At 37.7% G+C, this 15,572-nt stretch carries 9 protein-coding genes; 8 read left to right on the plus strand and 1 reads right to left on the minus strand.

The window, feature by feature from the left end; translation table 11 throughout:
* The 8 genes from AC4MRQ_RS19790 to AC4MRQ_RS19825 all read left to right on the plus strand — a co-directional run.
* Nucleotides 1–1,574 (plus strand): T9SS type A sorting domain-containing protein (locus AC4MRQ_RS19790; protein ID WP_491199445.1); only part of this gene is annotated, 1,574 nt, incomplete at its 5' end.
* 629 nt (nt 1,575–2,203) lie between these two features.
* A complete protein-coding gene (locus AC4MRQ_RS19795) occupies nt 2,204–4,933 on the plus strand; it encodes an Ig-like domain-containing protein (RefSeq protein ID WP_491199446.1) in 2,730 nt (909 codons plus the stop codon).
* 735 nt (nt 4,934–5,668) lie between these two features.
* Nucleotides 5,669–7,879, plus strand: coding sequence for a catalase/peroxidase HPI (gene katG, locus AC4MRQ_RS19800; RefSeq protein WP_491199447.1), 2,211 nt, complete (start codon nt 5,669–5,671; stop codon nt 7,877–7,879).
* Between the two features lie 1,246 nt (nt 7,880–9,125).
* Nucleotides 9,126–9,878 carry a DUF6261 family protein gene (locus tag AC4MRQ_RS19805; protein WP_491199448.1) on the plus strand — a complete coding sequence of 251 codons (753 nt, stop codon included), beginning with the start codon at nt 9,126–9,128 and terminating at the stop codon, nt 9,876–9,878.
* Nucleotides 9,879–10,028: 150 nt separating this feature from the next.
* The gene (locus AC4MRQ_RS19810) at nt 10,029–11,057 is read left to right on the plus strand and encodes a hypothetical protein (protein WP_491199449.1); all 1,029 of its coding nucleotides are present in this window, start codon (nt 10,029–10,031) and stop codon (nt 11,055–11,057) included.
* Nucleotides 11,044–12,651, plus strand: coding sequence for a hypothetical protein (locus AC4MRQ_RS19815; RefSeq protein WP_491199450.1), 1,608 nt, complete (start codon nt 11,044–11,046; stop codon nt 12,649–12,651). The genes AC4MRQ_RS19810 and AC4MRQ_RS19815 overlap by 14 nt, the downstream gene beginning before the upstream one ends.
* A gap of 93 nt (nt 12,652–12,744) precedes the next feature.
* Nucleotides 12,745–12,942 (plus strand): hypothetical protein, encoded by a 198-nt coding sequence (locus AC4MRQ_RS19820; RefSeq protein WP_491199451.1) that lies wholly within the window; start codon nt 12,745–12,747, stop codon nt 12,940–12,942.
* Nucleotides 12,943–13,023: 81 nt separating this feature from the next.
* Nucleotides 13,024–13,419, plus strand: coding sequence for a hypothetical protein (locus AC4MRQ_RS19825; RefSeq protein WP_491199452.1), 396 nt, complete (start codon nt 13,024–13,026; stop codon nt 13,417–13,419).
* An 89-nt stretch (nt 13,420–13,508) separates the two neighbouring features.
* On the opposite strand, the gene AC4MRQ_RS19830 is transcribed toward AC4MRQ_RS19825, so the two are convergent.
* Nucleotides 13,509–15,422, minus strand: a complete 1,914-nt coding sequence (locus AC4MRQ_RS19830; RefSeq protein ID WP_491199453.1) for a beta-N-acetylhexosaminidase — start codon at nt 15,420–15,422, stop codon at nt 13,509–13,511.
* Nucleotides 15,423–15,572: the final 150 nt, after the last annotated feature.

A 15,572-nucleotide genomic window follows, 5' to 3' on the forward strand; every position in this document is an offset into this window, starting at 1 on the left:
CAACGGTAACCGGAGGAACGGCCAACTATAATTATTCATGGAGTAACGGTTCAACAACCACCAATACCACATCCTTAACTAATACAATAACTAACCTGGCTGCAGGAAGCTATACGGTTACAGTTACCGATGATAACGGAGGGTCAGAACAAGCTTCTATAACTATTACTGAGCCGACAACTTTAATGGCTTCAGTTGCAATAGACTCTAACGTCAGCTGTAACGGCTTAAGTGACGGCGGGATGACCGCTTCCGCCACCGGCGGTACCACGCCATATAGCTACAGCTGGGATAACAGTGCCGTGACCGCGCAGATCAGCAATCTTATCGCCGGTACCTACGAAGTCACCGTAACTGACGCCAATAACTGTACGTCAACTAATTCCGGCACTGTCACACAACCTGCTGCCCTTGTTGTTTCTGTGATAATAGACAACAACGTCAGTTGTAACGGCTTAAGTGATGGTGGTATGACTGCTTCCGTTACAGGTGGTGCCACACCATACAGCTACAGCTGGGACAACAATGCAGAAACCGCCCAGATCAGCAGCCTTGCTGCCGGTACCTATGAGGTCACCGTAACTGACGCCAATAACTGTACGTCAACTAATTCAGGTACTGTCACACAACCTGCTGCCCTTGTTGCTTCAGTCGTAATAGACGCCAACGTCAGTTGTAACGGATTATCAGATGGCGGCATGACCGCTTCCGCTACAGGTGGTGCCACACCATACAGCTTCAGCTGGGACAATAGTGCAGAAACCGCGCAGATCAACAGCCTTACCGCCGGTACCTATGAGGTCACCGTAACTGATGCCAATAACTGTACTTCAATTAATTCAGGCACTGTTACTCAGCCAACAGCCTTAGTAGCTTCAGTTGTAGTGGATGCCAATGTAAGTTGTAACGGCTTATCTGATGGTGAAATAACTGCTTCAGGAAGTGGAGGAACAACACCTTATTCTTACCAATGGAGTACAGGACCCATTACAGCTAACTTAACGGGTCTAATAGCCGGAGAATACACAGTAGCTGTGATTGATGCCAACGGCTGTATAGCAGCTGATTTGGGAGAAGTTACAGAACCAACAGCTTTGTCAGTAACAGCTATGGTAGACAGTCATGCCAGTGGTGCAAGCGCCGAAGACGGAGAAGCCAGTTCAAGCGTCAACGGAGGCACCCCTCCGTATAGCTATGAATGGAGTAATTTGGAAACCACGGCATCTGTAACAAACCTTGCCCCGGGGGTTCACAGTGTAACCGTAACAGACGGAAATAACTGCAGCGCAACATCAGACAATATAGAGATTGGCATATCAACCCAAATCGAACAGCCGACAGCTAGTGTAAAAATATACCCTAATCCAACTAAAAATACGCTGTACATAGAATTAGGGACACTATGCGAACGGGTAGATGTGTCACTAAGAAGCTTAACCGGGGAATTGATAACCAGACACACTTACAAATCTGTGGACAAAGTAGTATTTGATATAGAAGAACCTAGAGGTATTTACTTTATTGAAATATCATCAAAGGAAGTGAAGAAGGTAGTTAAAGTTATTAAAGAGTAGGATCAGTACTAGAGGATAATCCATCCAAGTTATAGCAAAGCCACTCTGAGGTTAATCTCAGGGTGGCTTTTGTATTAAGCAATTGTTAAATGTTTGTTGAGCTATAGCAATGCATCCAACGGATACTGATAATTCAGTAATTCAGCCTGTACTTTTTCAGTAGAATATCTCAAGCCTCACTAGCAGTTACAAAGTACCCAAATCTTTTTGTGATTTATACCAGCGCGGCAAACGATTATTTATTCATTGAATTACCTGTCGGTGAATATACAAGTGTTTCCATTATTGACGTAACTGGCAGAATCTTTTGTAGGGAAGAGCTTAATACATCAGCTATAGAAACGGGTATATATACTTCGGTTATCAGGTAAAGCAGGAGTATTGAGTATAAATAGATTCATTAAAAACTAACTTAATCAGCATGTTTCCGTAAGAGTGTATGATTTTGTATTTATATAGCTCTTAACCTTTCTCGCTAAAGCAGGAAAGGTGATGTTTATTTGTCTTGATACTTATATCCTGAATCTAAAATCTAAACATATGAAACGAGCCATGAGAAAGGATTTCTCACACAGAGTAATGACTAGTATGGCGAGTTCCATGTGACAATTGAAAAGCAAATTATAGACATGAAAAAGATTACATTATTCACCTTAATCTTCATGGTTCACCTGGCTGCATTTGCGCAATACTCTGAGTTATGGGGTGTCGCATATATCGGTGGAGCAAACGATGCCGGCTTTATTTTTAAAATGGATGACGATGGGAGTAATTACCAGGTCATGTATGAATTTCTGGGGTCGGATAACGGAGATAATCCACATACCAAAGTTGTTGAAGGACCCAATGGTTTATTGTATGGTATTGCAGCAGGTGGAGGGATTAATGACAAAGGAATTATTTACACCTATGACAGAGACTATAATTCCTTTGAGATAGATCATCACCTGGAGATGTATATCGGAAGTGCGCTTACGCTGGCACCCAATGGTAAATTCTATACGCTGACCAGCTCTTATTTAGGAGCTATTTGCGAATATGATCCTGATACAAAAACGCTGAGTATAGCTTATGATTATTCTGTAGACGAAGGTAAAACTGTATTAGCAGAAGGTGTACTGATAACTGTTGGAGACAATTTATTGTATGGAGTAACCTATAGCGGAGGAAATCATGATAATGGTGTACTGTTTGAGTATAATATAAATACAGGCATTTATACTGTTAAGCATCATTTCGATGGCTTAGAAGGAAGTAAACCCAGTGGTTATATAGCCTATACGAATGGGAAGATTTATGGAACAACAACCTGGGGAGGAAACAACAATAAAGGAGTATTTTTTGAATATGACATCAATGAGAGTGACTATAATGTCAGAAAGCATTTAGAAACGAGCCATACAACTCCAGGAGGCATCTGTATTGGACCGGATGGTTATATTTATGGACATTCGAGCATTGGAGGTTCGAATAATGGAGGAGCTATCTGGCGTTATGATACTGCTACTTATAATATGGAATTTGTTCATGAGTTTGTGGATAATAGTGGACCTTATCTTCCTACCGGAGCACCAATGGTCACCTATAATGGAAAGATTTTTGGCGCTACACGTTACGGTGGCGGTGGTATGGGATTGGGAACCATTTATGAATATAATACAACAACAGAAACGGCCGAAGTACGACAAGGTTTAAATGACGGTTTCCCATTAAACACAATACTTACAGAAATTGGCGAACGAACAGTTACTTCCATTACAATTGACGCGCCGGCCACAACTATAGATTTAGATAATGGCAGTTTACAATTGGATGTTACCATGCTCCCTGCTGAGGCTAATGATCAGCCGGTGGTTTGGAGTGTTGATGATACTGATTTGGCAAGTATATCTGATAATGGCCTGCTCACAGCCATAGATAACGGAGTTGTTACGGTAACAGCTACAGCAAATTATGGGCTGGGTGTATCCACTACAATAGACATTACAATCTCCAACCAGGATGGAACACCTCCTGTGATACCGGTTAGTTCGTTAACTGTAACCTCTGCCACAAGCAGCATAACTTCTTTTGGCAGTACCATGCAAATGAATACTGAAGTTTTGCCTGCAAATGCGAGCGATAAATCAGTGAGCTGGGATGTATCAGATAACAGTATTGCCACTATCTCAACATCAGGTGTATTGACTGCGGTAAGTGCCGGTGTAGTAACTGTTTCGGCCGTAGCAAATGATGGTTCAGGAATTTCCGGTTCTAAGGAAATAAGTATCACTAATTATGTAACTTCTATTAGTATAACACCTGATACCGATATTATTGATGAACCTTTTGCATCTATTGATTTTGATGCTGTTCTGGAACCTGCTGATGCTACCAATTCTGAAGTGGAATGGTCGGTGAATTATGCATCTAAAGCCACCATAAATCAGGATGGTGTTTTAACAGCTAAGGATAACTCCCTGGGATATGTAACGATTACTTGTAAGGCATTGGATGGATCAGGTGTGGAAGCTACTCACAATGTAACCATCACCAATCAGGATGAAGGTATCCCTGTTACTTCTATTGAAATAACGGCGCCTAAATACACAATTGATACAGATGGAGAAACATTACAAATGACTCCGGCAATTGAACCTGCCAATGCAACAAATCAAAGTATCATATGGAGCGTAGGTAATCCGGATGTAATGACAGTAGACCAAAATGGACTTATAACACCTGTAGGTAATGGACTTACTTTTGTTAAAGCAGAAGTACATACCGGTATTGCCGGTGTAAAGATGATAGAGGTTTCAAATCAGAGCTCCGGTCCATTTCCATTAGAGGAAATCCTTTTCGATCCTGATACTTATTACATCAACACTTATGGCGGAAGCGTACAGCTAACACCGGAACTATTGCCACTTAATACAGCAGATGCAGATGTGACTGTAAATTGGTCAAGCAGTAATAATTGCTCCACTATTACCTCTGATGGCCTTGTAACAGCTACTGCAGATGGTACTGAGGAAATTGTTGCCTATGCCTATAATATGAACAGTAAAATGATCGTCAGTAATCGCGTTTATGTGGTTATTACTAATCAAATAGCCACTGGGCAGGAGCAGATAACAGAAACAACCGCTGACATTGTGCTTTATCCCAATCCCGCCAAAGATTATATATCTATTGAATTACCGGTCGATGAATATACAAGTGCTTCCATTATTGATTTAACCGGCAGAACTTTGCGCAGGGAAGAACTGGAAACCGATAAAGTAACGCTTAATATATCAGATCTGGAAAAAGGTATTTACCTGCTTAATTTTTCAGGTAAAGAAGGTGCGTCTAGAATAAAGAGGTTTGTGAAAAAATAAAGAATAGATTCTGATCTGGTATCCAATAGAAACAGCCAGATAAAGTAACAAGGGGCTTCATGTTGTAATGCGACAGAAGCCTTTTTTTTTCAAGAGTTGAAACAATTCAATAAAAAAAGGCTGAAGGCCTTATAATTCAAAACTTGGGGCAACGCTCCAAGATATAAGTTCAACATGTTTATTCAGGCTGAATGCCTGATACTTTAGTTATATGTTTCAGACTTTGACTGCGTCGATTTTCAATTCAGCCTGAGATTTACATAGCATTTTTATCAAGGGGCGATCCCCCTTGTTGTGAAGTTTGAGGCTTTTAGCCTCTATCTCAAAAAATGTCTGTCCATTATTTATGTATAAAGGGTAGATTTGAAAGAGGAAAATGAAGCAATACATTCCCCTCCTGATTTTTAAAGGTGCCGACATGCGGGGATATATTTATCTTTTTAACTACTGCCTTCTGACTAACTACTAACGAACTATTACACAGATGTGCTTCAACCCAGATTATGCATTGGAACTTCGTAATGAGCATTGAAAATACAATAAAACAAGCATTTACAGAAACGAGGCATAGCAATGCTATGAAGAGTTGAAGAAAATGAATAAAGTGTCTTGTTTTGAAGTAGTTTCAAAGCGTAATAGAATTTCTAACGCATATTCTGGGTTCATAAAAAGATCCTGCATATCAATACATTATTTCGTAAATTGATTTGGCTTTTTCAAATTAAACTTTAAAACATGGATAATCATTCAGAACACATCAGCAAATGTCCGGTAACAGGAGCAATTGGTAAGCAAACTCATGGTGGTGGCGGAACAAGAAATCGTGATTGGTGGCCTAATCAACTAAAATTAAATATTCTGCGTCAGCATTCTTTATTATCTAATCCGATGGGAGAAGCGTTCGATTATGCTGAGGCATTTCAACGACTCGATTATAAGGGGCTAAAGAACGATCTTCATCATTTAATGACAGAATCGCAGGATTGGTGGCCGGCCGATTACGGACACTATGGCCCGTTTTTTATTCGCATGGCTTGGCACAGTGCCGGAACATATCGCATCGGTGATGGCCGTGGTGGAGCAGGTTCAGGTCAACAGCGGTTTGCACCATTAAACAGTTGGCCCGATAATGCCAATTTGGATAAAGCTCGCCGTTTGCTTTGGCCCGTTAAACAGAAATATGGCAATGCCATCTCATGGGCCGATCTTATGATTCTGGCAGGGAATGTAGCACTGGAGTCAATGGGATTTAAAACCTTTGGTTTTGGTGGTGGCCGGGTCGATGTCTGGGAGCCGGAAGAAGATGTTTATTGGGGATCAGAAACAGAATGGCTGGAGAATGAAAATCGTGATTTAGATTTGGAAAAATTGAATAACCCGCTTGCTGCTATTCAAATGGGGCTTATATACGTGAATCCCGAAGGTCCGGCAGGCAATCCTGATCCCAAAGCAGCCGCTAAGGATATCCGTGAAACCTTTGCACGAATGGCAATGAATGATGAAGAAACCGTTGCATTGATTGCAGGAGGACATACATTCGGTAAATGCCATGGTGCCGGTGATGCAGCGCATGTAGGACCCGAACCCGAGGCTGCAGAGATGGAGGAGCAGGGTCTTGGCTGGAAAAGTTCTTTTGGAAAAGGCAAGGGAGCCGACACCATAACCAGTGGACTGGAAGTAATCTGGACTCAAACACCTTCTAAATGGAGTTATTATTTCTTTAAAAACTTGTTTGAATACGAATGGGAACTAACAAAAAGCCCGGCCGGAGCTTATCAATGGGTTGCCAAAAATGAAGGTGAAGTTATGCCTGATGCACATGATCCTGCTAAAAAGCATCGTCCCACCATGTTGACAACCGATCTTTCATTGCGGTTCGATCCTGAATATGAAAAAATCTCAAGACGTTTTTATGAGTATCCGCTTGAATTTGCCGATGCCTTTGCCCGCGCATGGTTTAAACTGACGCATCGTGATATGGGGCCAAAAGTACTTTACCTGGGGCCGGAAGTACCAACAGAAGAGTTAATATGGCAGGACCCTGTTCCGGCGGTTGATCATACCCTAATTGATAATAAGGATATTGCCCATTTAAAAACTAAGATTCTTGGTTCAGGTGTCAGCATTGCACAGCTGGTTTTTACGGCATGGGCATCAGCTTCCACATTTCGTGGTTCTGATAAGCGAGGAGGTGCTAACGGAGCTCGTATTCGCCTTGCCCCTCAAAAAGACTGGGAGGCAAACAACCCAAAAGAACTTAACCAGGTGCTGAAAACTTTGGAAGGTATCCAGGATGAATTTAATGGATCGCAAGCAGACGATAAAAAGGTATCGCTAGCTGATTTAATTGTCTTAGCAGGTTATGCAGCCGTTGAAAAAGCCGCTAAAGATGCCGGATTCAAAGTGACCGTTCCGTTTACTCCTGGTCGGACAGATGCGACGCAAGAACAAACCGATGTGGAATCTTTCAAAGTAATGGAGCCGGTCGCCGATGGTTTTCGTAATTATCTGAAAAAGAAATACGCCATGTCCACAGAGGATTTATTGGTGGATAAAGCGCAATTGCTAAACTTAACAGCTCCGGAAATGACTGTTCTTGTCGGAGGTATGCGTGTTTTAAATGCAAACTTCGATCATTCAAAACATGGAGTATTTACAGATCGTCCTGAAGTATTGACAAACGATTTCTTTGTTAATCTTTTGGATATGGGTGTTGTTTGGATGCCAAATTCAGATAGTAATGAGTACTTTGATGGCCGGGACCGTAAAAGCGGAACCATAAAATGGACAGCAACAAGAGCCGATCTCGTTTTTGGTTCCAATTCGGAGCTTAGAGCTTTGGCCGAGGTTTATGGAAGTGCAGATGCGAAAGAAAAATTCGTTAAAGACTTTATTGCTGCCTGGACTAAGGTTATGAACCTGGATCGTTTCGATGTAAAACAATAATCAAACTGAAGTACTTTACAAATCAATTAATGCAAAAGGACTCTGATCCAGGGAAATCGGTTTTAAAAATGTAGATAGACCAATTTTTATCTTTTAACCACGAATTTAGCTTCGCTGATTTTCAATTCACGAATTACACCAATTTTTGGTTCCGCGTAGCGGAACAATTTGTGTTAATTGGTGCAATTCGTGGTTCTAAAATTTTAATTTAATTACAGTTTAAAAGCGATCAGAGCCCTTTATTGATACGTCCTCAGCACACTCCATTTTACCAGCCGAGTCACTCAAACCTCCAACACAATTATGAAGTACCCAAATCTTTTTGTGATTCTCAATCAACAAGTCATCACACCTCAGAAACCAAAAACACTTAAAATCAGAAACAGCACCTCGTTTCAGTAGCTCTTTTCTATCTGAATTGAAAATGGCATACCATTTCAGGTGTTCTTTCCTATCAAAATTGAAAATGAGATACCATTTCAGAATCTCTTTTCTATCAGAATCAGAAATGAGGCACCATTTCAGATGTTCCTTCCTATCAGAATCGAAGATGAGACACCATTTCAGAAGCTCTTTTATATCTGAATCGAAAATGTGACACCATTTCAGAAGTTCTTTTCTATCAGAATTGCAAATGAGGCACTGTTTCAGAAGTTAATTTCTATCTGAATCGAAAGTGGGATACCATTTCAGAAATTGATTCCTATCAGAACCCAAAATAGAGCACTATTTCAGAAGTTCTTTTCTATCGGAATCAAAAAAGGGCTACCATTTCGGGAATCATTAAATACAATAAACGGAAGCTATTAGTATGTTTCAATAAATCAGCTTCTGTTAAAACTATTATTGAGGGCTTATTTCAGAGCTACTGACTACAGAAATTAAAAACTAATTATATATATAGTTGTGCTTGTACTTGTCAAAAATGTAATGTTCATAGTAATGTATAAACTGAGTGAAAATTAATTTAATAGTTAAACAGAATTTTGGTTTGTAACCCTTGTGTGATGGGAGATATAATGATATTTTCTGCTTTCTTTCAGTTAATCAGCTTATTTGGTTTGAGTTTAAATAACGTAGGTTTGCATGAGAAAAATTGAATTAATGTGTTTGTAATTAATATAAGTTGTTTATATTTAATCGTTTCCTCACAATAATTGATTCTAAACCTATTTATCAAAGAGGAAATACAATTTTAACCAGGAACTGATCTATATTAAAAGATTGGTTTCAAAAACTAACTACTATGAAAATATCATTTTCACAATTCCGTAACCAAAATTATGTGTTTTTGATCGTTGAACTGATCAATATCCTGAAAGCCATTGCAACTGAAAAGCTGGAAGTATTAGGATTACATACCTACCTGGCAAGTGCACAGGAACGCTTACCCAATATCAACCTGGCATTGGATAAAAACATGAAGAACCCTTACACCGATTTATTGGATGAACGGGATGAACTGCGCGACCGGGCAATTGATTCCTTAAAGTACTATCTGTTGCATTGTATTAATGAACCAAATGCTGAAATGGTGGCTGCAGCCCAGCGTATTATTGAAATATTGAGAACACATGGCTGGAGCATGCAGAACGAAGGCTATGATGAGCAAAGCAAGCAGGAGAGGAGCTTTATTGTTGAGATCGAGCAGAGAAATAACCTGATGGACGATGTAACAACCATAAAAGCATTAGATATTTTTAACCGGGTGAAGAGTAGCCAACTTGATTTTGAACAGACACGACGTTCATTCCTCAGTGCCGAAACAAATATCAAGGAGATTAGTCCACAAGTAGAAAAGGCCTGGATAAGAGATTTTACCAATAAGGTGATATTGGCCTTAAACTTCCACTACATGAATCAGACCTCACCCGAGGCCATGACCATCTATAATCAGTTCAAAACTGTTATTGAAAAGATTGATCAGGATAAAAAGGCCCGCAGTACCCGCTCTAAGACAGAGGCCGAACAGGCAGGAAGTAATGGCTCACCTGAGTAAATATTAGGAACCTGGCGAAAGCCGGGTTTTTTAATGTGATAAACTAACAATAAATGTTGACTCAATAAGATATAAGCGGACATGTCGGTTTATAAGGATGTTGGCGGTAATTAAAACAAGAAACTTCAAGTAAGCATAATAGAATAATTTATGACATATACTTTCAAAAATACAGAGATTAACAATGAGAAGGCTTCAGATTTTGAGACTAAATCTTTGTTGTATTTGGTTGGAAAGAGAAAGGATAAGAAAGAAATTGAGTATGTTGCATTTGATTGTTTTAATGATGTCAGTGGAATAAATAAAAACTCTGATAAGATTTGGGATATTCAATCCAAAAATGAAAAGTCGTTAAATCCTAAGAAAATAGGAAAGTATTTCTTTACATTATTTGATAATTATATTTCCTCCTTGAATTTCAAGGAATTTATCTTCTTCTCACCGATTTTGACACCTGAATATAAGAAGGATTGTAAGTTACAGGTTTATAATACCGATAATTTTGAAGAAAAAACTCTCGAACGAATAAAGAACGGTTTAAATCAAGAAATTATAAGGGTAAAAGGTAGCTCCAGAAATTACGATGCGGAGCAAAAGGAGTTTTTCGAAAAGGTATTAATTGTAGAAGACAATCAAAGTGAAGCCGATTATATAAAGAGTGTTACTAAATTCAAAAAAGCCAACATAAAAGACGAGACCTTTTATAAAAGTGTCTTCCAGGATTTGAGAAATATTCAAACAGCAAAAAAAAACAGTTACATTGAAAATGTAGTAATTTCTCAGATAAAAGAAGTGTTAGATTTTAAAAGACACCTTTCCTCTAAAGATATTGAAACTTTAATAATTAGTAGAATAATAGGGGTTGAGGTGTTTGATTATAAGTCAATACCTCTCTATTTTTCTCCTATAGTGGATGGACTCAGCATCGAGGATAAAAAAGACATAATACAAGATTGTAATTCTAATTTGTCTCGAGCTTTTTTTAATAAAAACAGTAATCGTGTTTTTTGGAATACATGTGAAAAAATTATTTCATATTTTGATTCTGAAAGAGAGACAGATATTGACATTGTATATAAATCTGTTTTTTCGAGTTATACCCCAAAAATATCGTACTTAAACGAACAAACCATTAAATACTTAATTTCTATAATTATTGAAGGAAATGATGATAATTAAAAGCAGTGCATTCGGCAATTTTGAAGAAGCGTTTATAGAAGAACGTTTTGAAAATAAGACCAACATCATTTTTAGTAATGATAACAATCGAGGTAAAACCTTATTAATGCAAGGATTAATGCATTCATTAGGTTATGATTCAATATTTCCAAGTGGTTTTAATTACAAAGGTTATTATTTCTATTCAAAATTTGAGTTTGGTGAAAAGGAATATGAAATTATCCGCAAAGGTAATTCAGTTCTTCTACTTGAAAGTGAAAATCTGAATGTTTTTAATAGTATAAGTGAGTTTAAACACTTCTTTGATAACAATATATATAAACTTCCACGAATTGAAAAAGATGGAGATATAAAACCTGTTGACCTTTCAATGTTTTATGAATTATTCTTTCTAGGCCAGGATAATCGGAATACATCGAACTTAATTGTTAAAGGGAGAAATAATAAGCAAGACTTTAAAAGTATGGTTTATTCAATGTTAGGTGTCTCAATAACAAGTGAACAAAAATATGATATTGAAGAGTTAAAAGAACAGAAAAAAGCCATTGACCAAAAAATTAAAACAGAAAAAAAGAAGATTTCGATACTTAAGAAAAATCCTGAAATAGCTTCATTTATAAGCTCTACTGCTAATAATATGGATTTCAAAAAAACATCTAAGCAATTGGCAGAATCACATAAAAACATAGCTGAACTTAGGAAACAAAGAAATAGAGAAGAAAATAGAAAAATAAAATTAGAGAACTTAATAATTGAACTTAAATCGTTGAATCGTAGTTTAAATGAGGGTAAAGTTAAGTGCTCTAATTGTGGTAGTAATAAAGTAATATTCGCAAATAAGGATTTCGAATTTGATGTGAGCAATAGTTTAGTAAGAAATAATATTCTCAAATCAATCAGGGAAAATATTACTGTTAAGGGTGAAATTGTTGATGAATTGAATAATGAAATAATCAAAGAACAAGGGCTCATTAATAGACTTCTAAATTCTACAACTCCTGATGAGAATAACTATATACTGTTTAAAGATGAAATACTTGATTCTAAAGAGGTTGACGAATTAGTTGCTACGCTTCAAAAACAAGTTGATGATATTGAAAAGCTTATTAAAAACAATGAAACCAAAATTATTTCTAATAAAGAACAACAAAAATACATACTAGACAGCATATTGTATGAGATGGAAAAGCTATATCGTAAAGTTGACCTAGAAGGTTTGTTATCCTTTGAGGATTTATTTACAAAAACTGGTGTAACCTATTCTGGAAGTGAGGGGCAGGAATATTATTTCTGTAAATTATTAGCTTTAAGTAATTTCTTGTCACACCAATTTCCTATAATAATAGATTCCTTTAGAGAAGGTGAGCTTTCTTCGAAAAAAGAAAACTTAATGCTTGAAGAGCTCTTAAAATTAGAGAAACAAGTAATTCTTACTTCAACTTTGAAAGATGAAGAATATGATTCTGATAAGTATTTAAAATTAAAAAATGCTAATGTCCTAGATTATTCAGAAATAGAGGACAGTAAAATACTGAATCCATCTTATGTGAAACCATTTATCAATTTGTTAGAGAGATTTGGAATAAAAGAATAACTACCGCCAATAACTAAGCGTTCAGACCGTTTGAAAACCAAAGTCAGAACGCGTTGTTGCCGACAAGCGGATAGAAATCAACACAAGTCAAATATGAGAGATATAGAACGAATACCAGAAATATTATCAAATATTGAACGGATTTGGAAGGACAATCCCGATTTTAGATTAGGTCAACTTTTAATAGCAGCAATTAGACCAAAAAATCCTTGCCCCGAAGTGTTTTATAAGGAAGATGATGAGATATTAAATGGATTAATTGAATTTGAAAACAACATGAAAAGTAGATAAGGAATAATTCATTTAAATCATCATAGTAAATTAAGAAAAAGAACAAGCTATGAAGAATAAACTAAGTTTAACCCAAAGAATATGAATAGAAAAAATAAAATAATACTTGCACTTTTTTTAATGACCTTTTTAAGTGTAAGAAGTCAATCAACAGACATTAAACTTATAGATATTATTGAAGGCACATGGAATATCGAATATCGAGGAACAATAGTTACGACTGACAATCCAGATGCTAATGATAACATCAACCTGACTCATGAGATACTGAAATCTAAAGATGGAAAAATTGAATTTGGTACACAAGAGTATAAATTAAATTCAAACAAATCAGGAAAATATTTAATTAAAGGGACGACATTATATTTAGATAACAAGAAATATCATTTTGCAATTCACAATAAAGATAAATTCAATCTAATCAGAAAAATAAATTCAGATTGTTCTCTGGCATATATGATTGTACGAAAAAATTAATAATAACATTGCCACAATAGTTCGTAAAACATGGCTTGCTGTAGGCGCAACACAAGCCACGCTTCATAACCGAACAGTTATTACAATTCTTACTTATAACTCCTTAACACCGCCTCCATCTTACCTGCTGAGTCGCTTAAGCCACCAACACGATTACGAAGTACCCAAATCTTTTTGTGATTCTCAATCAACAACTTCATCTCACTTCTTAAGCGCTGTTGTTCATTCGGAGGAATACTTTTAAAATAACCATCCGGGGTATTGAGTTTGGCCTTAGCTAAGACACAAGCATGAAGAGCCAGTTTAGCCGCTTGCGTTACTTCGGCTTTGACAATTTCAGCATCGGAACAGTTTATATTGGCTTCGTTTAATTGTTTCAATTCATACTCTATAAGAGCAATGGTGGCTTCCAGGTTATTTTGCTTTATGCGTTTGAGCCAGCGGTCAGTTTTAATGGAGCGCCTGTTACGCTTTAGCAACTGATGAAAGATATTGCTATTGTCCGTGGGAGCATTCATTTTCAGGTAGGCATTGCCCAGGTTAACAATGGCCTGACCACTTTGTCCGGTAGTATCTTTTAACACTTGTAAGGAGTAGTGTCGGGCAATATCTATATCAGCATTATTATCCACATTCCAGCTAAGAGCAGCACCGTATAAAATGCCCGGATAACACACACTCAAAGGTTGCCAGTGACCCTGATCACCCCAGTTAGTATTGAGGAAACCTTTGGCACCATATTTTTTACCATTGATAGCAGCATTTTTCAGGTTGGCAAATCCATTTTGATTTCGTCCAATAATACTGTTCCAGGTTGAAGTGCCAGGACAAACATAAAAGGGCAAACCAGCTTCTTTAAACTCTGGACACTCCTTATTAAAAGCATGGTTAGCTTCATAACCCCATATCAACGCAACCATATCTTTTGGTAATTCAGGTATCAGTTCAGGATGATGCAAAATAATATCACCCCAGAATTGTGTAGTAAGACCATATTTATCCACTTCCTTTTTTAACTCCATCACAAAATCGAGGTAAACCTGACCTTTTCCTTTCTCCCGGCACAACTCTTTTGATTTACCAACGCCCAGTTCAACCGTCTCATCACAACCAATATTGAAATAAGAACTGGAGAAGTTCGGTAACAGTTCGGCATATAACTCTTTCATCAGCTCCAATGAACCGGGTTCAACCGGACTTAAGCTGGTGCGCGACATCATACCCCAAATGGTTTTGCCGGGCTTGGGTAATTCTGCCAGGTGCTTGTATTCTTCATGAATCAGCCATCGTTTCATATGACCAAAAGAATTTTGGTTAGGTACCAGGTCAATAAAATGATTCCGGCAATAGGCATCCAACTCCCTGATCTGTTCAGCCGTCATTGGGCTGGCATCTTTCCAAACGGTTTCATGGTTTTGATAGGCAAAAGTATGCTCTGTGTAAAGCTGTAACTCATTAATCTTCCAGGCGGCCAGTTGATCCACCATGTTGTAAAGGCTAGCCATAGTTGGTACTTTATCCCTGCTGATATCCAGCATTAAACCTCGTCGTTCAAAATCGGGTACATCTTCAATATACAAAGTAGGCCAGTAGCCCTGATCAAGTGCAAACTGAGCGATCTGCTGCAAGCTTAATAATCCGTAATAGAGGCCCGTTTCACTACCTCCTTTTATTTCAATTCCCTCCTTATTGATGGACAGAATATAGGCCTGGACACCAAGATTACGATCTTCTTTAACTATAAGAAGGGATGTCTGGTAACTCAAATGAACAGGTGAAAGATGAGCTTCTATACCTGTATTCTCAAAAGCACTAAGCAGTGAAAGAAGCGGTTTGCTGAATTGTGGAGCATAATCGGATATAACGATTGCACCTTTGTTTACATCAAGCTGGTCACCATGAAGGTTAATATACTTGGGCTGTGGTAGAAGGTAATCTTTAATATGAGCTGCATTTAACTGCAAAGAAGCAATGGCAAATATTATCAGTAACAATCGTTTCATGGAAGTGTCATCTATATTATTGGGGACTAAAGTTACGATATAGAAGGTTAATAATTTAGGAGTCGAACGCAATTATTGATGTATGCCAATCAATAGTTGAACCCATTCAGGGTTCATAATGTATATTGTTCATATACCACAGGTTACACC

The sequence above is a fragment of the Carboxylicivirga sp. genome (assembly GCF_982718395.1).

What these genes read in the sequence shown, in the direction of transcription:
- AC4MRQ_RS19795 (WP_491199446.1), top strand. Translation starts at nt 2,204, where the DNA reads ATGAAAAAGATTACATTATTCACCTTAATCTTCATGGTTCACCTGGCT.
- katG (WP_491199447.1), top strand. Translation starts at nt 5,669, where the DNA reads ATGGATAATCATTCAGAACACATCAGCAAATGTCCGGTAACAGGAGCA.
- AC4MRQ_RS19805 (WP_491199448.1), top strand. Translation starts at nt 9,126, where the DNA reads ATGAAAATATCATTTTCACAATTCCGTAACCAAAATTATGTGTTTTTG.
- AC4MRQ_RS19810 (WP_491199449.1), top strand. Translation starts at nt 10,029, where the DNA reads ATGACATATACTTTCAAAAATACAGAGATTAACAATGAGAAGGCTTCA.
- AC4MRQ_RS19815 (WP_491199450.1), top strand. Translation starts at nt 11,044, where the DNA reads ATGATGATAATTAAAAGCAGTGCATTCGGCAATTTTGAAGAAGCGTTT.
- AC4MRQ_RS19820 (WP_491199451.1), top strand. Translation starts at nt 12,745, where the DNA reads ATGAGAGATATAGAACGAATACCAGAAATATTATCAAATATTGAACGG.
- AC4MRQ_RS19825 (WP_491199452.1), top strand. Translation starts at nt 13,024, where the DNA reads ATGAATAGAAAAAATAAAATAATACTTGCACTTTTTTTAATGACCTTT.
- AC4MRQ_RS19830 (WP_491199453.1), bottom strand. Translation starts at nt 15,422, where the DNA reads ATGAAACGATTGTTACTGATAATATTTGCCATTGCTTCTTTGCAGTTA.